At 57.9% G+C, this 20,190-nt stretch carries 12 protein-coding genes; 8 read left to right on the forward strand and 4 right to left on the reverse strand.

Annotated elements, in window-relative coordinates; all coding sequences use genetic code 11:
* Positions 1-108 precede the first annotated feature (108 nt).
* The 4 genes from BM013_RS39415 (at position 109) to BM013_RS39430 (ending at position 3,070) form a co-directional block, all read left to right on the forward strand.
* Positions 109-510 (forward strand): IS66-like element accessory protein TnpA, encoded by a 402-nt coding sequence (locus BM013_RS39415; RefSeq protein ID WP_093129130.1) that lies wholly within the window; start codon positions 109-111, stop codon positions 508-510.
* The gene (tnpB, locus tag BM013_RS39420) at positions 507-854 is read left to right on the forward strand and encodes an IS66 family insertion sequence element accessory protein TnpB (protein ID WP_093129131.1); all 348 of its coding nucleotides are present in this window, start codon (positions 507-509) and stop codon (positions 852-854) included. Before BM013_RS39415 ends, tnpB begins: the two co-directional genes overlap by 4 nt.
* Positions 855-931: 77 nt before the next feature.
* Positions 932-2,500, forward strand: coding sequence for an IS66 family transposase (locus BM013_RS39425; protein ID WP_093129132.1), 1,569 nt, complete (start codon positions 932-934; stop codon positions 2,498-2,500).
* 51 nt (positions 2,501-2,551) lie between these two features.
* A complete protein-coding gene (locus tag BM013_RS39430; RefSeq protein WP_093129133.1) occupies positions 2,552-3,070 on the forward strand; it encodes a hypothetical protein in 519 nt (172 codons plus the stop codon).
* On the opposite strand, the gene BM013_RS41025 is transcribed toward BM013_RS39430, so the two are convergent.
* From BM013_RS41025 to BM013_RS39440, 4 genes are all read right to left on the reverse strand, one after another.
* Positions 2,982-3,854, reverse strand: a complete 873-nt coding sequence (locus BM013_RS41025; protein ID WP_143098499.1) for a hypothetical protein — start codon at positions 3,852-3,854, stop codon at positions 2,982-2,984. The two genes, BM013_RS39430 and BM013_RS41025, sit on opposite strands and share 89 nt — an antisense overlap.
* Before the next feature lie 84 nt (positions 3,855-3,938).
* A complete protein-coding gene (locus tag BM013_RS41030; protein ID WP_143098500.1) occupies positions 3,939-4,799 on the reverse strand; it encodes a hypothetical protein in 861 nt (286 codons plus the stop codon).
* Positions 4,800-4,808: 9 nt separating this feature from the next.
* Complete coding sequence (locus BM013_RS41035; RefSeq protein WP_143098501.1) at positions 4,809-6,716, reverse strand: hypothetical protein; 1,908 nt, start codon at positions 6,714-6,716, stop codon at positions 4,809-4,811.
* A gap of 91 nt (positions 6,717-6,807) precedes the next feature.
* Complete coding sequence (locus BM013_RS39440; protein WP_218153735.1) at positions 6,808-7,395, reverse strand: sce7726 family protein; 588 nt, start codon at positions 7,393-7,395, stop codon at positions 6,808-6,810.
* 433 nt (positions 7,396-7,828) lie between these two features.
* On the opposite strand from BM013_RS39440, the gene BM013_RS41040 reads away from it, so the two are divergent.
* The 4 genes from BM013_RS41040 to BM013_RS39455 all read left to right on the forward strand — a co-directional run bounded on the left by BM013_RS41040 (position 7,829) and on the right by BM013_RS39455 (position 20,118).
* Positions 7,829-8,374 carry a hypothetical protein gene (locus BM013_RS41040; protein ID WP_143098503.1) on the forward strand — a complete coding sequence of 182 codons (546 nt, stop codon included), beginning with the start codon at positions 7,829-7,831 and terminating at the stop codon, positions 8,372-8,374.
* Between the two features lie 2 nt (positions 8,375-8,376).
* On the forward strand, positions 8,377-16,425 hold the full coding sequence (locus BM013_RS39445; protein ID WP_143098504.1) for a beta strand repeat-containing protein: 8,049 nt from the start codon (positions 8,377-8,379) through the stop codon (positions 16,423-16,425).
* Positions 16,426-16,558: 133 nt separating this feature from the next.
* Positions 16,559-18,763, forward strand: coding sequence for a type I secretion system permease/ATPase (locus BM013_RS39450; protein WP_256221893.1), 2,205 nt, complete (start codon positions 16,559-16,561; stop codon positions 18,761-18,763).
* A complete protein-coding gene (locus BM013_RS39455) occupies positions 18,760-20,118 on the forward strand; it encodes an HlyD family type I secretion periplasmic adaptor subunit (RefSeq protein WP_093136054.1) in 1,359 nt (452 codons plus the stop codon). The genes BM013_RS39450 and BM013_RS39455 overlap by 4 nt, the downstream gene beginning before the upstream one ends.
* The last annotated feature ends 72 nt before the right edge of the window (positions 20,119-20,190 follow it).

A 20,190-nucleotide genomic window follows, 5' to 3' on the forward strand; every position in this document is an offset into this window, starting at 1 on the left:
ACGTAAGCGTCTCCTCAGTACCCTCTGTTTTCACTGAAGGCTGATGTGCAGGATCGGTGGCCCATGCACGCTGCGATGGTGTGCATGAAGAACCGCTAATGCACATCAATGAACGATCAATACACCCCGAGCAAGCGCCGTCGGCGCGAGCACAGCCCAATGTTCAAGCGCGAGTTGGTCGCGCGCAGCTTGGTGCCCGGTGCGTCGGTGGCCGCCGTCGCGCTGGAAGCGGGCATCAACTCGAACCTGCTGTTCGCATGGCGCAGGATGCATCTGAGCACGCAAGAGCAGCCCCAGACGCCGGCACCGTCGAAGCCCTCGCCAATGCTGCTGCCCGTCACCATCGAAGCTGCGTCGATCGCGCCATGCTCTTCACCCACGGTGGTGGCGCCTCGCCAACCTGCCGGGACCATCGAGATCGATGTCGGCGGTGTGCGCGTCCGACTGCGTGGCGCGGTCGACGAGGCCAGCGTGCGCCATGTCCTGCAGACGCTGAAGGCGCTTGCGTGATCGGCCTTCCTACAAGCACCCGCGTCTGGATCGTCGCCGGCCATACCGACATGAGGAAGGGATTCAATGGCCTGTCTGCGATGGTGCAGACGGCGTTGGAGACCAACCCGTTCTGCGGCCACGTCTTCGTCTTCCGCGGCCGACGCGGCGACATGCTCAAGGTCCTGTGGTTCGATGGCCAGGGATTGCTGCTGCTGGCCAAGCGCCTGGAGCGCGGCCGATTCGTCTGGCCGCAGGCGCAAGGGGGCAAGATCTCGCTCACGCCGGCGCAGCTGTCGATGCTGCTCGAAGGCATCGACTGGCGCATGCCGACGCGCACCGATCAGCCCGCGCTCGCGGCTTGAACCGCGCTCAAGAATTCGTCTTCTGAACGCACGGGTCCCGGTCAACTCCGGGTAGGTCCGATGGCATAGTAGAGGGCGTGCCGAACACCGCCAACGCGCCCCACACCGTCGACTCGCTGCTGCGTGTCGTGCAGGCGCGTGATGCCGAAGTCGTCATGCTCAAGCTGCTCGTGGACAAGCTCAAGGTGCAGTTGCTGCGCCAGGTTCGCTCCCGCTTCGGCGCCTCCAGCGAACAGCTGGACGACCCGCAGATCGCGTTGATCGCAGACCTGTCGATGCACGAGCTTGCGCCGGTCGCGCAGACACCGAAGGTGCAAGCGGCCAACAGCGAAGGCTTCGACCGCAGCTTGCCCGCACACTTGCCTCGAGAGAACCATGTGTACCGGCCCGAGGCATCGGATGCCCGCCACGACGCCGTCGGCCAGGCCTGCGGCTGCAGTGCGTGCGGCGGCCGACTGCGTCAGATCGGCCAGAACGTCTCTGAACAACTGGAGTACGTGCCCTCGCGCTTCAAGGTGATCCGCCACGTGCGCCCCAAGCTCGCCTGCATGGCGTGCGAATCCATCTTCCAGGCAGCAGCGCCGAGCCGGCCCATCGCACGTGGCATCGCCGGTCCCGGGCTGCTGGCCCACGTGCTGGTGTCCAAGTACTGCGACCACCAACCGCTGTACCGCCAGAGCCGCATCTACGCCCGCGAGGGCGTCGTGATCGAACGCTCCACGATGGCTGGCTGGGTCGGCCAGAGCGAGAAGCTGCTGGACCCGTTGGTTGCAGCGCTCGGGCGCTACGTGCTGGCCGGCTCCAAGCTGCATGCCGACGACACGCCGGTGGCGGTGCTCTCGCCCGGGCGAGGCCGGACCAAGACCGGAAGGCTGTGGGTCTATGTGCGTGACGATCGGGCATCGGCGAGCACCGACGCGCCGGCGGCGTGGTTGCGTTACTCGCCCGACCGCAAGGGCGAACATCCCCAGGCGCACCTGAAGAACTTCAAGGGCGTGTTGCAGGCCGATGCGTATGCCGGCTTCGCCAAGCTCTATGCAAGCGGCAACGTCATCGAGGCTTCGTGCTGGGCGCACGCGCGCAGGCCGTTCTGGGATCTGCACGAGAGTCAGGGGCGTGCGCCAGGCTCGATTGCGGAACAAGCGCTCAGGCGCATTGGTGCGCTGTATGCGATCGAAGCCGGCATCCGTGGTCGCCCGCCGGCTGAGCGATGCAGGGAGCGCCAGGCGCGGGCCGGGCCGCTGCTCGAGGAACTATTCGCCTGGTTGCGAGGGATGCTCGCCCAGGTGTCGACCAAGTCGGAGCTCGCGCGCGCCATCGGCTACACGCTCACGCGGCTCGGGTCGTTGACGCGCTACCGTGACGATGGACGCATCGAGATCGACAACAACGCCGCCGAGCGCGCGTTGCGCGGTGTCGGCCTGGGCCGCAAGAATTACATGTTCATGGGCTCGGACGCCGGGGGCGAGCGCGCTGCGGCCATTTATAGCCTCGTGGAAACAGCCAAGTTGAACGGGATCGATCCACAGGCTTATCTGCGCGATGTGCTCGGGCGCATCGCGGACCATCCCATCAACCGCATCGACGAGTTGCTGCCGTGGAACATCGGTGCGCCGCAACACCTCGAGCAGCGGCTGGTCGCCTGAGGACCTCGTGCCCGGGCGACTACAACCTGACAACGCCAAGAGGACAACGCAGTGAACCCGCAAGGCACCGACCCCAAGCTGATCGATGCGCTTAATCGTGCGACCAGCCTGGAGCTGTTCCAACTGAGCGCCATCATCGAGCGCATGCTGGCCGATCCGCGACGCATCATCGCTGTGCGCACGAACATGAACCTCGGCCAGATGGTGCGCTTCCTCGACTGGCGCGACGGCCAGATGCGCAATGGCAAGGTGGTCGCCATGAAGGACACGCAGGTCACCTTGCACGAGGAAGGCACGCGGCGCGAATGGAAGCTGCCCTATGCGGCCGTCGAGCCGCCAAGTCCTGCCAGTGCAACTGCATCGACCCCTACGCGTCCCGCGCCGCTGAAGAGCATGCCTGCGCGAGGTGACTTCCGCTGCGGCGAGAAGGTCTCGTTCGACGACAAGTACCTCCAGCCTCAGGTGGGCATTGTCGTGCGCATCAACCAGCGCACTGCCACCGTCGACACCGGCAACGGGCACTCATGGCGCGTTCCCTTCCATATGCTGCGACAGGTCTTCGACATCTGATCGAACGGCAGAGGTCAAGGGGGGTGCTGAGCTGACGCTTACACGGAAACCCCATTCGGGGCTGCCAATCCGTCCGGTTGAGGCCAGCGATCCGGCCTCCTTTGATCAGAGTAAAAAAAGCCTTCTTGGCTTCATCATCGAGCGCGATGCGCGCGACCGTCGGTGCCGCCGCTGCCGGCATTCCCATGCCCAGCACGAGGTTGGCCGCGTTGCTGCTACGACTGATGTAGGCGGCGTGATAGAGCCTCTGCTCAGCGTCAGCACCTGCCATGATGCCCTCCAGCACCGATCCTGTTGCCCCGAAGTAGAAGCGAAACAATTCAAGGCTGGGCACGACCAGCATGGTGTTCGGATCGACCTGCACGCGGGCGATCCAAGAGCGCGTGTGATCACGGTGGACGTTGAACACGTTGAAGGGAAGGACGTATGACGATGCGCCGCCAAGTGGCGAGTACGGCAAGCCCACTGGCAAAACCTCAGTAGTCTGCTCATCAACCTGAAGATCCTGGAACAGTAACCGCGTCAACGGCGCCGATTCAACAAAGCTTCCGTTCTGCCAGACATCGGCGAGACGAATCTGCGGCAGGATCGCGATCGGGATTTCGATCTCCTGGCGCTCGTCGCCAGCGCCCAGCGTCCATCCCAGGTCTAGCCGCCAACGCGAGCACGACACTTTCAGTGTGCGTTGCTCCGGCCCAAACCGAAGAGAGTTACCGACATTGCCGAACCAATCGATGCGAAGCGCGGCGCCGTCCTGACGTGCCAATTCGGCATAGACCTCCATTCCTCCTCCATTCCACTATTTTTGTAGCCCCCGCAAAGCGGCGAGCAGGGCCATAGGCCCCTGAGTAACACTTCCGGATTCAGGCTATGGCCGAAGGTACCGACCTACTGTATTCCACAAAACAAGTACGAAAACACCTCCAAGACCCACCTTCACTATTCGATCCCCATGTCTATTCAACAACGTGCCGAAAGCCCAGCGAAGAGGATGACGGGTCGCACGGTCGCGCCAGTGGGTCAGTTCCTTGATAGCAGCCTCCCTCGCGGACAGGTCCGAGGCAATGTCGTGTTGTCGCTGGGCCAGTTCACAGATGTAGTCCACCAAAGAGCGCTCAACGATGTTGTGCTCCCAAGTGTCGACAACGGTCAGCGCATCAGCTTTCATGGATTTTGACGTGCCAGAACGGTTGTCGGAATCGTCATAACTAAAGGCAATGTTGAATTGTTCGTAGAGACGGTTTCGCCGTACCTTATTCGATGGCGACGCGTCACCGGCGTTCAAGGTAATGGCCTTCACCTCCGCACCAGGCCACTGCTTCGCCCAGGTCACAACCTCGTTGAATAAGTACGTCCCGATCCTTTGACCGCGCAGGCCACTGAGATCCATGAAGACAGCACCATTTCCATGGACGCCCGTGGAAGTCAGCGAGACTCGTTCTTCAAGAAGCTTGCTGTAGCCTCCGACAAAACTCCCCGCCTCGTACGGTGACTGCCTGCGGGCATCGAATTTGGGAAGAATTCGCTGGAATCGCAGCTCGATCGAGGCTTCGAAAACCGAGCCATCGCGTTCATCAATCCGACGCGTCTCAACCCGCTCGAGTAGGAGATGCGCAATGGGCTCGCCGGCCTCTTTTCCTTTCTCGCGATCATAGATTTCGAGGACCTGCAGGCGCGGCTTCGACCACGTGCCATCTTTTTTCAGCCTCGAACCAAGCAATTCGATCATCCGTCGTAGTTACCTGAGGTCGATCGAATCGGCAATCAGCGCGTGAACATTGGCAGTTGGATGAGCAGTCCCGGTTATCCAGTCTCCCTGGACACGTCCGCTTCGCACCTTGTCTTTCGTTGCCATCGCCAGGACGGCATCCACGCCGTAGCGCATGCCTCGCGTGCGCGTGGGGTCGTAAGCATCGAACGTGGAGATATCCGCAATCCTGGGAAATTCTGGCGCCGAGACATCCGGCTTGGGGACGCTCCAGAACCGAACACGGTCTCCTGCCGCGCAGGCCTCGCCCTTGCAGGCGGGGGAGACCGCGCAGTAGCCGTGTCCCACACCATCCGCGGTTCTGAATGAAGACTCACTGATCACTGGCCGCCAGCCCATCGAAGCGAAAGACTTGACTTGAGCGACCTGCAGCGGCGCGATAAAGCGCTCATTCACAGAGCTGTATTCCTTGGAATTAACTCCAAAGAGGAAGTTGCTGTTGCCGGAGACGCTACGGAAAAATACCTGCAGCGCCTTGTTCCCATCCCGCGTCCTCTTGTTGCAGACCGCAAGGTTGTCGTTTTTCTGGGTGGGATTCGGATACACCAAGGATAGAACATTGCGCGAGTCGATGCCATACATGCCAAGCACGTTGTTCATGCCGGCGTACAGAGTGTTCAGTTGTGCAATCCCGCGCGCAGCGTACTCTGGCTCAACAACCTTAAGGCTTCGTACAACGCCAAGAGCCCACTTCCGGGCTTGGCCATACAGAGGAATTCCCGCATGGCGCACCGTCCCCGGCATCAAAGTCCAAGTCACGATGCCGGAAAACCCCGCGTCGTTGCCGCCCATTGCGGACAGCACGCGATGCACCTTCCTGTAGCCACCTGGACAGCCATACACGGTAACGGGCCCGTAGTAGTACTGGTTCTCTCGCACGCCCTCCATGTACGAGTTGACTTGATTCCAGTCTTTTCGGATCGGCACGGCCTTCTCAGAAGTAGCGCACAGCAAGTCAGCAAGTGCATGCTGCTGGGAGAGCATCAGTCGCGTGTCGTGCTTCGTCGGTTCGGTTCTTGATCCGCCATCCACTGGCGGTGAAAATCCATCGTTCTCAACAAGATGTTCGGAAACCCCCGGAGGGTTGAACTGAGCGCGCATGAATCCGTCGTATATCTCGGCGCCCGAGCACGCGTAGCTCGCGAATTGAACGACTTCCTGCTTGTTCCTGATTGCTTCGCTCATGGCGGCGAGCGCCTGCCATGAAAGGAGAGATCGATGGCAGGATGACTCCCACCACTGCGCATCCTTATCGATGAAGCGAGCCGAATCGTTGAGGACGTACCAGTCAAAGCTGGCCTTGGTTCCCAGGGACGAATTGAATGTTGCTGGATGGTCAGGATTGCCTTCACCCGACGCGAAGGAATCGCCCAGGCCGACGATCAGTTTTTCCCTGATCTCGTTTCCGCCGGATTCAATCGGCGATGCAGAGCCATCGTCTAAATACGCAAGATCGAACTTCGTGCTGGAAGGGACTTCGGTCGTCAGCCATTGGCGACAGGGTGTCAGATTCGCAAGTCGCCTGCCGTTGATCAACCAAGCGCATTGTTCAGCAGGGCCGGCCTGTCGCTTGCGGAACCTGATTTCATGCGTCGCGCGAAAAAGCACTTGCTTGTCATAGGTCCCAGATCCAGGAAGCCATGCAGTGTCATGGATCGGAAGGATGTCTCTCAGCCTCCCGGTGAATCCGGGGGCATTGACCGTGTCCGCTGCCTTGCCCGTCGGGCTCCACGCCTGCTCCAATTTCACGAAATCCGCGGACTTCCTGAAAAGTGGGAAGCGATTCACGACCTCCCACTCAATGGTCGATTGAGCATGCGTCGGAAGCACTGCGCCTAATGCTCCCAACCAGAGGATGACAAGGTACCGCATGGTCATGAACTCGTCCCCATATGCAAGTAATGAGGTGCATCTTGGGTGATCCTTTATTACAAATCAACCCCGACCACTCTTGAGGACGGAGTTTGGCTTACGCCGACGGGCACAGCGCCAATCCAAAGTTCTTGCGGACGAGATTCCAGTCGATGGAGGGTTCGCCAGTCTCAGGCCGCGCGGCAAGCCGGGGGCGTGCTCGAAGGCACCGGCACAGATAGGCATCGGCGTCTTCCGCGACAAGCGCGCTAGCAGCAACCTCGACCATCTTCGCCTTGCTCCAGGCGGTCATGCCACGCGTTCCACCAATCTCTTTGAGCTTAGCGACCAGTTCGTCACGGAAGAGCAGCGAACACATTGCATGTACGCTGCGATCAGGATTTAGCTGCGCGGCGCGCACCTGATGCAGTTGCAGATCCAGGCGGTGCCCAGTCGGTAGCATGACGCCCCACCACGCCGGGACCAACGCCAACACCTCATCAAGGTGGGCCGGCACAGTGACGATATTCGCTCTGGCGCACACCTTGCCGTAGCCAACGACCTGCTTTGGCAAGCGCGTCAACCGGTCGGCTCCAGCCTTGATCTCATAGCCCACGAACTCCTCTCCCGCCGCGACCAGGTCCGCGCGCACCATGTTGCCCGGCAGGTAGAACTCGTCCACAACCAAGGCATTGCCGGCGATCAACCCGCTTCGCTTCAGCAACGCCCGCAATTGAGAGTCAGCGTGGATTGAGCGTCCGCAAGAAGTTGGATGGACACAGCCCCTGTCTCGCATGTCCCCGACAGCGACGAATTCCGGACAAGGTCACTCCGCAAGTGATGGGCTATTGCATCCTAAAAAATAATCCGTCAGGTTCCATTCAGAAAAGTTTTCTTCGCGCACGCAAGGCATTCTAATTTTTGGCTAACAAAAGTCATGAATCTGTCATCAAAAAGGAGCCGCATTTTGTTAAAACGAATTTTTACACATCGACTCCAAAAAGCCTCATGGCTTCAGATAATTGAGACGCCTAGCATCTGTGTCTAAATTGTCAAACTAGATGAATTTCAACCATTCAACGACGAGATATTAAAAAATGGGATTGCCACAGAGCCAATCGCATCTCGTAAGAAGCATTGTGACCACGACGTCAGGAATCTTCAAAAACTCAAATAGCTATTTCTGGCTCATGCTTGCAACAACGCTCGGGCATGTGATTTTTATGAGATTTTTCTTTCAGGAAAGGTGGGGGGAGACGCATGACGTGACTACTTTCACGAGACAAATGGCGAATTTCGTGCCAATGATAGGAGCTCTCGAAAAGTTTCGAGGGTACGGAAACTACTGGGGGATTTTTTATTCCATTTTCTGGGTGCTCTCACCAGTATTTTTGATCTGCGGCTACATGTCGGCCTACTTCTCCCGTGGTAAGGGGTTGGATTTTATAGAAAGAAATCCTATCTGGAAATATTTCCTTTTCTTGCTGCTTTTTTTGTGCGCGACAGTTTTTTTGCTGTTTATTCCTGATGCGGGTACAAAATTTTGGTTTAACGAGCTGAGCAATAATCTTCTGGTTATTACTTTTACCTGCTTGGAGATTTCTGGGGTGATTTTTCTGGCTGGGCGTGCCGCAGGAATAGTTCAATTTAAATTGACGAAAAAATACTTCAACACAGAAAGGTGAATATGGATGATTTGTTTGGTGGCAGAATCACCGCGCAAGGACAGACGGAGCAAGCATATGCAGCGCAGCTGCAGGCATACATATCGCAAACGCAGGCGTTTGTAGCTCAGGTTCCATTCTTTCTTAGGCAATTCTCGGGAAACCTGGGTAGCGCAGGATATTCTGGGCCAGATGGAACAGCAAATGCCTTGTCTGATGTATGGGGGATAAGCGCAGGCGCAATTTATCAAGGACTCTCACTTGGCGCCCAAAGTGAAAGATTCATTCCAGGCATTGGGATAGTTGTAGGCGCAACGCTTGACTCGGTCAAAGGAATTCAGAGTCTTGTGGCTGAAAATTATGGCGATGCCGTCGTCAGCACATTTTCAATCGTGGGAGGGGGCGTTGGCGGATTCTTGGGAGGTGCTGGTGGTGCTTTCATTGGCGGAGGTACACCATTTTCAATACCTGCGAGCATGCTAGGCGCAGGCATGCTAGGTGCTACTGGCTCAAGATTATTCGCCGGGTTTGCCCAAACGGTATTGGGCTACGAAAATGGAAAATCGCCTTCCGGGAATTTGCCACAACTTCCTTCGAACGCATTGGCATGGTCGTTAGAAGCAACGGTGAGACTGCCGGGGTCAAATCTCACATCTATCGGAGAGTTTTCCGGGTTTTCCAGTCAATATGAATTGACTAATTTCAACCCTCTACTTTTCGGGGGATCATCTTTAGGGCCTGATCTCGGCTATATACAACCAGACCTCGGTTGGGCATTTACGAACTTTGGCAACACTTCTAGTGACGATCCCAGTTTCACGCCAATCAGCCCCGAATTGCCACAGGCCTACCCTGATTTTTCGCCCGGTTTAAATTTTCCGCTTTTCAACTATGGCTTGCCGCTTCCGGATCTCTCGCTCACAGAAATTCCAGATCTGTCATTTCCTCAGACCGACCTTGGACTTTTGTTTCCGGGCCTTGGGGACTACGGCGATTTTGGAGACTTTGGGGATTTTGGTCCTGTCATCCTCAACCTCGACGGCAAGGGCTTGAACCTCGACACGCTATCGTCATCCACTCAGTTTGTGGATACGAATGGCAGCGACTATGGACATCGCACAGCCTGGGCTGCAGCCGGCAATGGTGTGCTGGCGCTGGATCTCTATGGCGACGGCCAGATTCACCAGAAGAATCAATATGCTTTCACCGAATGGGACTCGACCTCGACCTCCGACCTTCAGGCGCTGAAAGATGTGTTCGACACAAACCACAATGGCAGGATCGACGCGGGGGATGCCAGTTGGTCGCAGTTCAAGGTCGTGGCCAATGGCCAGATGGTGTCGCTGTATTCGCTCGGCATCACCTCAATCGATTTGACTCCGACAGGAAGCGGGCAGACCTTTGCTGATGGTTCTGCTTTCACGGGCACGACGAGCTATACAAAGTCCGACGGCACCAAAGGCCAGGTAGGGGACGCCGTCCTAGCGACGGACGGCAATGGCTATCTCATTCATCAAACGCAGACCACCAACGCCGGTGGCTCGGTCACCACGGATATTGTTGGTTCGAATGCCGACGGCTCCAAGGCTTTCGAAAATGTGTCGACGCTCGGTGCCAATGGTCTCACCAAGACCATCAACTATGACGACAACGGCGACGGTATATTCGATCGCTCGCAATCGATCGCCACCGGCACCAACGCAGACGGCTCATTCACACAGACCATCAGCAACCTTAACGCCGACGGCTCCCTGAAGAGCCGCACTGCGACCACCACCAGCGCCGACACCTCAACAGTCGCGACGCAGGTTGACCAGAACGGCGATGGCGTCTGGGATCAATCGCAGGTATTCGTTCGCAACGCCAACGGCTCGACCTCCACGACCACAAAGAATCTGACGGTCAACGGCGCCGTCATCAATCAGACCCAGGTGACGACAAGCACCGATGGGTTGATCAAGACCACCAAGGTCGACAACACCGGTTCAGGCATATTCGACCAGATCAAGACGAGTGTGACGGCAGTCAATGCCGACGGCAGCCGCGTGGAGACAGTCACGGACACCAGCAGCAATGGCACCGTGCTCGACAGGACGGTCACTAACACAAGCGCCGATGCCCGATCGAAGACGGTATCGCTCGACCACACAGGCGCTGGCAACTTTGACCTCGTCACCACCTCCTCGATCACCGTCAATACTGATAAATCGGTGACAACCGTCGTTCAGGACAGGAATGCCGACGGTTCGCTGCGGGACGCAAGCATCACGACGCTGAGCGCCGATGGACGGTCCAAGACAGTGTCGACCGATCTGAATGGCGACGGCAGTATCGATCAGCTCTCTTCCGACATGACCGTGATCGGCAGCGACGGCAGCCGCATTGAGACGATCACCAGCAAGAGCGGCAACGGCACATTGTTGGGCCAGACAGTGACTACCACGAGCGCCGACAAGGAGACGATCACCACGACCGTCGACGCCAATGGTGACGATGCAGTCGGACAGACGAAAGCCATCCTGGTCAATGCCGATGGTTCGACCACCACAACGGTGTCGATCTTGGCTCCGAATGGTTCATTGGTTAAACGCACGTTGACCACCGCATCGGCTAGCGGGCTCTCGACAACCAGCAAGACGGACATCAACGGCGACGGTACTTATGACCTCGTGACAACGGACACTATCGTCGCCAACGCCGATGGGTCGCGCACCGAGACGATAGTGAACACCAGTGCCAACGGCACGCTGACAGGCAAATCGATAATCACGACCGGCGCCAATGGGCTGACTCAAAGCAAAAGCCAAGACCTCAATGGCGACGGCATCACTGACCAAACCACGACCGACACAATTGTTCTGAACGCCGGAGGCAGCCGCACGGAAACATTGTCGGTGGTTAGCGGCACCGGTACGTCGCTGTCGAAGACAACCACTGCAACGAGCGCCGATCACAAGACAACGACCAAGACAATCGACAGCAACGGTGACGGGCATGCCGACGAAACGCAGGTCAGCGTGCTCAATGCGGATGGGTCAGTCGTCCAAACAGTGACGGACACAAATGCCAACGGGTCGCTGAAATTCAAGTCGACTACGACCACGAGTGCGAATGGCCTCAGTACTACCTCGCAAAGTGATGTCACCGGCGATGGCACTTTTGATAGCTCGGTCACGGATGTCACGCTGTTGAATTCCGACGGTTCCAAGACTGAGACTTTTTCGCACTTTAGTGGTGGTGGTGCTCTTCTGGACAGAACAGTCCTCACCACTAGTGGAAATGGCCTCTCCGTCACCAAGAAAATCGATGTCGATGGGGACGGAGCTTTCGACAGCAAGACCACAGACTTCATTGTTATGAGCGTCGACGGTTCGAAGTCTGAAACGATCTCGACTTACAACGGTGACGGCTCGAAATTGATCAATCGGACAACCACAGTCACCAGCGGCGACGGCCTGTCTAAGGCTGCGTCCAAAGATTTGAACGGAGATGGCGTCATCGATCACATCGGTATCGACGTTGTCACACTGAACACCGACGGCTCCAAGATCGAGATCTTGTCCGATCGAAGTGCCAACGGAACGCTGCTCGATCAAACGATCACGACCACCAGCGCGGATGGCAAGATTACCATCGAGGAATCTTCCGATATCGGTTCGAACGGCGTCCAAATGTCCGACACAGTCACCATCGGCGCCGACGGCAGCCGTACGGAGGTGGCTTCGACATACACAAACGGCGATCCCCGGGCGCTATCGACCATGACCACCGTTACCAGCGCAGATGGTCTCAAAATCACAACGAAGACCGACCTCAACGGCGATGGTGCAATTGATGAGTCTACGACGTCAGTAGAGAGCCTAAACGCCGATGGTTCAAAGGTCGTAACGGTCTCCGAATTCAAGGCCGACGGCTCGCTCAAGGATAGGCTGATCACTACAACCAGCGCCGGCGGACTTTCGGTGACCACTCAGATGGACGCAACAGGTGCGGGCACGTTCAGCCGCACCACCAGCGATGCAAAGACTTTCAATGCAGATGGGTCTACGACAGAGGTGGCCAGAAATCTGAACGCCGATGGCTCATTGCACGACCGTACAACCACGACCACCAGTGCTGATAAGAAGACAAAGACAGTCAGCAAAGACATCAATGGCGATGGCATCCTGGACAAGCGCATCTCCACGACACTCAACGCCGACGGGAGTGCGGTAACGATCGCCTCTGACCTTCAGGCGGACGGGGTTTCGATCAAAGACCAGAAGACCACTACCACCAGTGCAAATGGTTTATCAACTTCTGTCCGAGATGCAGTGTTCACGAATGGTGTAGGAGCTACAACGGACTCCTATACAAGCACGACCGTAATCAACCCAGATGGCTCGACAACGGAGAGTTCTTCAACCTATAGCGGAGATACATCCTTTGTCACGCACAGCGCGAGCAGTCCGTCCGCATTTGAAACATATGCTGAAGGTGATCTTAGCCTTTCCTCCAACATCAGCGCCAACCAGATGACTCAGGTCATTCGGGGTGCTGATGGCAGCAGTACAAGAACGTCTTGGTATTTCGATTCCGCCGGAAAAATGAAATCTCAGATCGCTGGGACCGTCAGCGGGGATGGATTGACTAAGAGGTCAATTCAGCTGACTGACATCCAAATCATTTCACCTGCTCAAAAGGATGAGAAAACATTCCGCGCAATTGAAACGGTTCTCGGCCGAGCTCCGGTCGGAACAGACCCCACAGGAATGTTTGACTATGATCCCATGGGTGATTACACGCCGACGCCGATTGCCGTTTTCGACTCCCTGATCTCGTCATCAGAGTTCCAGCAGAAGTTCGGGGCGTTGACCGACGCGCAGTTCGCTTCCCTGATCTATCAGCACGCAGTCGGAGTCAGTCCCGATTCGACGACGATGTCAAACCTAATCGCCAAGGCGAAAAATGAGTACCCGTCAGACTGGCGAGCACAGCTAGCCTTGGATCTAGCAAGTGAAAACTCCGGCTACTTCCAGAGGTTGCAACTCACAGCGGCAGTAAGTCAGACAAGTATTTTGCAGGCTACGCAGAGCATCGAGGACGACGTAACGGTGCTGAATGCCGACGGCTCGAAGACTCGGACTGTCTCCGATACAAGGAACGGGATACTTATTGCCAAGATCGTAACAACAACCTCGGCGGATGGATTGGCTGTCAGCACCAAAAAAGACACAACCGGGTCTGGCGTGTTCGATCAGGACACTACCATCCGTCGTCAAATCTTGGCAGACAGCTCAACCATAGTTACGGTGAACGAATCTAACAACCAAGGAATCTTGCAAGATAAGACCATCACAACCACGAGCGGCGACGGTCGTGTCGTCAGAGTGGAGCGTGATTTCAACGGTGATGGAAAAGTTGATCAAGTCGAGCTGACTACCAACCTGCTTGATGGGAGTACGAGCGATGTAATCACGAACCTGGGTCTGACGGGGAGCAAAATCGATCAGACTAGTGTGGTTACCAGCTTCGATGGTCTTACTGCGACGACCAATTGGGACTACAACGGCGATGGCATAAATGATTCCATGCGAATCGCAACCAAATCTTTTGACGAGAACGACATTTCGAGCGGGAAGACGCAGGATTTCAATGTCAGTCAAATCGATGCTAGTGGATCCTCTATTTCACACGTGCCCATCTTGCGAACCACCTCGACCGTCAGCGTCATCGACCATGGCAATCAGGTTACAACCAAGACTGATCTGAATAGCGACGGCGTCATCGACAGAGTGGTGGACAGTATCACTGAAAGTGATGGCACGCGAACGACAAACATATCCAACAACACTGATCTGGCGAGGGCAACGGCAAGGCCTGCGGGGACAGTTGCGTGGGTTTCAGCGCTTGTTTCCATTAACAACACACTGCCGATCATCGTTTCGACAACCGAAAGTGTGGACGGGCTCAGCAAGAAAGTGAGCGCCACTTACACCGGTCTCAACGTTCGACAGCGCAAGGAGGAGTGGTTCAAGGAGATCGACGGGAGTTGGTCCGGTTCCATAACTGAATGGAATCCCGGCGGCGTTGTCATTGCAAAAGGTACCGAAACCATCAGTGCTGACGGTCGAACGACTAGCCTCAGGGAAGACAGCCACAATTCAGGCCTGATTGATCACACTGATGTGTCAGTTGTTGCAATTGACGGTTCGATCACCGAAACCGTGACGGATCTCAAGGCCGACGGGTCCCTGAAGTCAAGCTCAGTAACAACTGTGGACGCTACCGGTAATCATCAACATATCGTCCGAAATGATGGTTCTTATACAGACAGCTATGCCTATGGGGGCATTGGTCTCGACGGCGCTCCGCCGGTCATGGGTCAGATTGGATTGAGGCGCAGCTATGACGCGCAGGGGCGTCTGGAACAGGCCCTCAGCAGTTTCTCGGATGGGACATCGATCGACGAGCGCTACGACACCAGCAACAGCCAGACGTGGTCTACGACCAAGAGCTGGCTCAATGTGCAGGGGGAAGTGGTCCGAGAGGAAGTTCAAAATGATGACGGCACAAGGTCTGTCGTCACCCCAGCGGGCACGGGTGGGCCCGGTTCGGTTCAAACCCAGCAATACTTCGACGCCCAAGGCCGCCTGACCCAGCAACGGGACAACTATGCTGACAGTTCCTACCGGATCGAACAGTTTGATACGTCTAATACCCAGACGTGGTCGACGTTCACCAATTGGTACAACAGCCAAGGAACCTTGACGCATCAACAGGCCTTCAATCACGATGGCACCCGTGACGAAGCTTATCCACTCGGCATTCATGCTCTGACTGGCGGCGGGGATCCGTCTTCCGTTCTGACGCTGCAGAAGTTCGATGCGCAAGGCAGAGAAGTTTTGGAGCGCAACAACTACGCGGGCGGCTCGCATACGGAAAGCCAGTGGGACGCGACAGGTACGCAGCCTTGGTCATCGGTCAGTACCTGGTTCAACGCACAGGGCCAGCAGACTCGGCAGTCGATCACGAATCACGATGGCACCGGCGCGGATGTCACCAACGTGTACAACGCTCAAGGGCAGCCGACACATCAGACCATCGCGCGCCACGATGGCACGCGTACGGAAATTTCCTCTCAGGTCGCGTATGTAGACGTTGGCAATAGCACTCCTGGCATTGCAATCTGGACACAGCAGAATTTCAATGCTCAGGGCGCTTTGGTTTCCGAGCGCGACAACTTGGCCGACGGCACGCATGTCGATGTCGTACACGGTGTTCCCTACATGGGTTTTCAGGCGGTCGTCTTCCAGTACTACAACCAATTTGGCTTGCCGAGCAAATACTTGATTGGATATCCAGGCACGGCGCGCCCTGAAGAGCAGTATTCGGGCCTATTCAACGGACTGCCACCCCTGGAGACCCCAGTTGTTCTTGATCTGGACAACAAGGGCGCGCGCGAAATGTTGTCCCCACTGTCTTCTTCAAGTCCGATCTTCGATATCGCGGGCGACGGTCAGCAGCATCGTACGGCTTGGGCGTCTGCTGGCGAAGGGATTCTTGCGATCGACGCCGATGGCACAGGGAAACTCGATCAGCAAAAGGATATCGTGTTCACCGATTGGGAGGCTGGAGCCACCAGCGACATGCAAGCGCTCAGAGATGTATTTGATACCAATCAAGATGGTCAACTCGATGCAAGAGACGCGCGCTGGACAGATTTTCGTGTGGTGGTCGATGGGAGGGTCGAGACACTTGACCGGTTGGGGATCGCCTCCATAGGATTGACTCCGCAAGGCGAAGCCATCCATTATTCAGACGGTTCATCGATCAACGGGACCAGCCTGTTCACCCGCACCGATGGGTCGACAGGATTGGCCGGCGATGCCGCATTTCGGTACGACCCCACTTCGGCTTCAGGTGATGCTGGATCCAAGCTGAGCACGGTGCAGACACAAGCGGTCACGCAGTTGAACCAGTTGATCGGCGCCATGGCCAGTTTCGCGCCACCTGCGAGCGCGCAAACAGCATTGACTGCGGCCAACGATTCAAGATTGCAGACAGCACCCTTGCTGGCGGTCGCGCGCTGAGCGAACAAGACGTCGAAATTGGTGTGGTCAATTCGATGGAAACGTGCGCCCCGAGTGTTCTTGCCCTCGGGGCTTTCAACTGCAGAATAAAAACACTCGCATCCCCACGACGGATGACGATTCCAGGGACGATATGGACACCGGACTTCTCGCGCTCGTGATGATGGCGGGCTACCACGGCGTGGCCGTTGATGAGGCGCAGCTTCGCCACGAGTTCGGTCAGGAGTTGTTCTCCGCACAGACCATCCTCCTGGCCGCCAAGAAGCTGGGCCTAGCTGCCAAGTTCGTGCGTCAGCCGCCCGATCGACTGGATCGGGCGCCACTACCCGCTGTGGCCATGGACCGTGAGGGACGGTTCCTGATCGTCGGCAAATACGACCCCGGGGCCGCAGTGAAAGGACAACCGCCGATTGCCTCGGTGCGCATCCTGATTCAGCGAGCAGGCGAAGCGCCGCAAGTGCTGCCCCTGGACACCTTCCTGGCGCAATGGTCCGGCGACCTGATCTTTTTCACCTCGAAGGCCACCTACGCCGGCGACATCGCCAAGTTCGACTTCAGCTGGTTCATCCCCGTCGTCGTCAAGTACCGAACGCTCCTGGGCGAGATCGTGCTGATCTCGCTGGTGCTGCAGCTCATCGGCCTGGTCACGCCGATGTTCTTCCAGGTCGTCATGGACAAGGTGTTGGTCAACCACGCCATGAGGACTCTCAATGTCATCGCCATCGGGCTGCTGTGCGCGACGTTGTTTGAGGCGCTGCTCACCGGTATCCGCACTTACGTCTTCGCGCACACCAGCAGCAAGATCGACGTGGAACTGGGCGCGCGGCTGTTTCGGCACCTGCTGTCTCTTCCAATCGCCTACTTCCAGGCTAGGCGCGTGGGCGACTCGGTCGCGCGCATCCGCGAGTTGGAGAACATTCGCTCTTTCTTGACGGGCAACGCGATCACGCTGGTCATGGACCTGCTGTTCTCCTTCGTGTTTTTGGCGGTCATGCTCTGGTACAGCGTCTGGCTCACACTGGTCGTGCTGGCGTCGATCCCGCTGTACGCCATCCTCTCGGCCGTCTTCACCCCCATCCTGCGGGCGCGTCTGAATGAGAAGTTCAACCGCAGCGCCGAGAACCAGTCCTTCCTCGTCGAAACCATTAGCGGTATCGACACGGTCAAGGCCATGGCTGTCGAGCCGCGCTGGACCCAGAAGTGGGACAAGCAACTTGCCTCCTATGTTTCCGCGGGCCTGTCCGCCACCAACGTCGCCATGGTGGCCGGTGGCGGCGTGACGCTCGTGAGCAAGCTGGTCACCGCCGCGATCATGTGGATCGGCGCCACGCTGGTGGTGGACAACAGGATGACTGTCGGCCAACTGGTCGCCTTCAACATGCTGGCCGGCCAGGTGGCCTCGCCGATCATCCGGCTCGCCCAGCTCTGGAACGACTTTCAGCAGGTGGGCATCTCGATGCAGCGCTTGGGCGACATCCTCAATGCACGCACCGAGGTTGCAGGCCAAAAGACCCGAATTCCTAGGATCTCCGGTGAGGTCGAGTTCGATCAGGTGTCGTTTCGCTATCGCCCCGATGCGCCCGACGTGCTGCGTGCGGTGAACCTCAAGGTCCAACCTGGTGAAGTGATCGGCATCGTCGGGCGTTCCGGCTCGGGCAAGAGCACGTTGACGAAGCTGGTTCAGCGCCTCTATGTGCCTGACCGGGGACGGGTACTGGTCGATGGACAGGATCTGGCGCTGATCGACACGGCCTCGCTGCGACAGCAGATCGGCGTGGTGCTGCAGGAGAACATGCTGTTCAACCGCAGCATCCGCGACAACATCGCGCTGTCGAACCCGGCGTTGCCCATCGAGGCCATCATGGCGGCTGCCAAGCTGGCCGGCGCCCACGAGTTCATCAGCGAGCTGCCCGAAGGCTACGACACGATGGTGGGCGAGCACGGTACCGGCCTGTCGGGCGGGCAGCGCCAACGGGTCGCGATTGCGCGTGCGCTGATCACCAATCCGCGCGTCCTGATTTTCGACGAGGCGACCAGCGCACTGGACTACGAGTCCGAAAAGATCATCCAGGACAACATGCGCCTGATCTGCAAGGGGCGTACCGTCCTGATCATCACCCACCGGCTCTCGGCCGTACGCGAGGCGAACCGAATTATTGTGATGGAGCGCGGGCAGATCGCCGAGCAAGGCTCGCATTCCGAGTTGCTGGGCATCGGTAACGGCATCTACCGGCACCTCTACAACCTGCAGTCGGGTGGCGTCGATCCGGTCTCCGGCGAGCGTGCATTGATGACGTCGTTGGCTGCGGTGCAGCCGGCCGGAGCCGCCGCACAATGAGCCTTCGTCAACGAGCGCAGGCCTACGCCGGCCTGCTGGCCCACTATCGCGCCGTGTTTGCAGTTCACTGGGCGCTTCGTCACGATGACGGCCGGGGTATCTTCAACGAGGATGAGGCTGCGTTTCTGCCAGCGGCGCTTTCGCTGCAGGAGCGTCCTGTCTCATCCACCGCGCGCTGGACGGGGCGCGTGTTGATGACCTTGGTCGTCACCGTGCTCGCGTGGTCGATCCTGGGAAAAGTCGACATCGTCGTGAACGCGACGGGTAAGGTAATTCCCAGTGGGCGCACCAAGAGCATTGCATCGGTCGATGTCGCGAGCGTGCATGCGCTGCACGTGGTCGAAGGTCAATTCGTCAAGGCCGGCGAGCCACTGCTGGAACTGGACACCAGCGCGTCCGATGCCGAGCGCGACAAGGCATCCGGTGATGCGACAGTGGCTGCTTTGCAAGCTGCACGGTCCAAGGCGTTGATCAAGGGTGTCGATGCGTTGAGTGTGCCGCGACTGCCCCTTCTTGAGGAGGTGCCACCCGAGCAGTGGCGTGCCGAACAGAGCCACCTCGAGGGGCAATACAGGGACTTCCGCGGCAAGTTGGATCGCATCGATGGCGACATCCACCGCTACGGTGAGGCGTTGGTGCTGGCCGCCCAGCAGGCGCGCGACTACAAGGAACTGTCGCGCAATCACGATGTCTCGGAGCATGCCTACCTGGACAAGGAGCGTGCGCGCGTCGAGCTGCAAGGGCAGCTCGCAGATGCCCGCAACCAGCGCACGGCGTTGATCGCCCAGACCAAGAAAGATGCCCTCGACGCATTCACGGAAGGCGGTCGCGTCGAAAACGCTGCACGACAAGATGCCACACGTGCCGGGTCGCACAGTCGCTTGCTGAAACTCACCGCCCCCGTCGACGGAACTGTGCAGCAGCTCACAGTGCATACGGTCGGCGGCGTCGTGCCTGCGGCGCAGCCGTTAATGCTGATCGTGCCACAGCAGGACTCGGTCGAGGTCGAGGCAGTCCTTGAGAACAAGGACATCGGTTTCGTGCACGAAGGGCAGGAGGCGCAAGTCAAGGTCGATGCGTTCGACTACACAAAGTACGGCACCCTCCCGGGCAAAGTGACCCATGTCTCGCACGACGCCATCGAAGACGAAAAGCAGCAGGATGAGAAAAAGAGATTGACCTACGCGGTCAAGGTGCTGCTCGACACCTCGACGCTTCAGGTGGATGGCAAGCCCGCGACGCTGAGCCCTGGGATGTCGGTGAACGTCGAAGTGAAGACCGGCACGCGCCGAGTCATTGAGTATGTGCTCAGCCCGCTGTTGCAGGAGGCTCATGAAAGCTTGCGTGAACGCTGAGGCGAGCTGCGCCAACAGCGGCAAGCGAAACGGCCTCCCACGTGTTCCCCGAGCCTGCGCAGTGGTGCTCTG

The organism is Variovorax sp. OK605 (genome assembly GCF_900115445.1).
GTDB lineage: Bacteria > Pseudomonadota > Gammaproteobacteria > Burkholderiales > Burkholderiaceae_C > Variovorax.

Bases quoted from the DNA above. Each gene is read 5' to 3' on its own strand.
- BM013_RS39415 (WP_093129130.1), top strand. From the start codon at position 109: ATGAACGATCAATACACCCCGAGCAAGCGCCGTCGGCGCGAGCACAGC.
- BM013_RS41025 (WP_143098499.1), bottom strand. From the start codon at position 3,854: ATGGAGGTCTATGCCGAATTGGCACGTCAGGACGGCGCCGCGCTTCGC.
- BM013_RS41030 (WP_143098500.1), bottom strand. From the start codon at position 4,799: ATGATCGAATTGCTTGGTTCGAGGCTGAAAAAAGATGGCACGTGGTCG.
- BM013_RS41035 (WP_143098501.1), bottom strand. From the start codon at position 6,716: ATGACCATGCGGTACCTTGTCATCCTCTGGTTGGGAGCATTAGGCGCA.
- BM013_RS39445 (WP_143098504.1), top strand. From the start codon at position 8,377: ATGGATGATTTGTTTGGTGGCAGAATCACCGCGCAAGGACAGACGGAG.
- BM013_RS39450 (WP_256221893.1), top strand. From the start codon at position 16,559: ATGGACACCGGACTTCTCGCGCTCGTGATGATGGCGGGCTACCACGGC.
- BM013_RS39455 (WP_093136054.1), top strand. From the start codon at position 18,760: ATGAGCCTTCGTCAACGAGCGCAGGCCTACGCCGGCCTGCTGGCCCAC.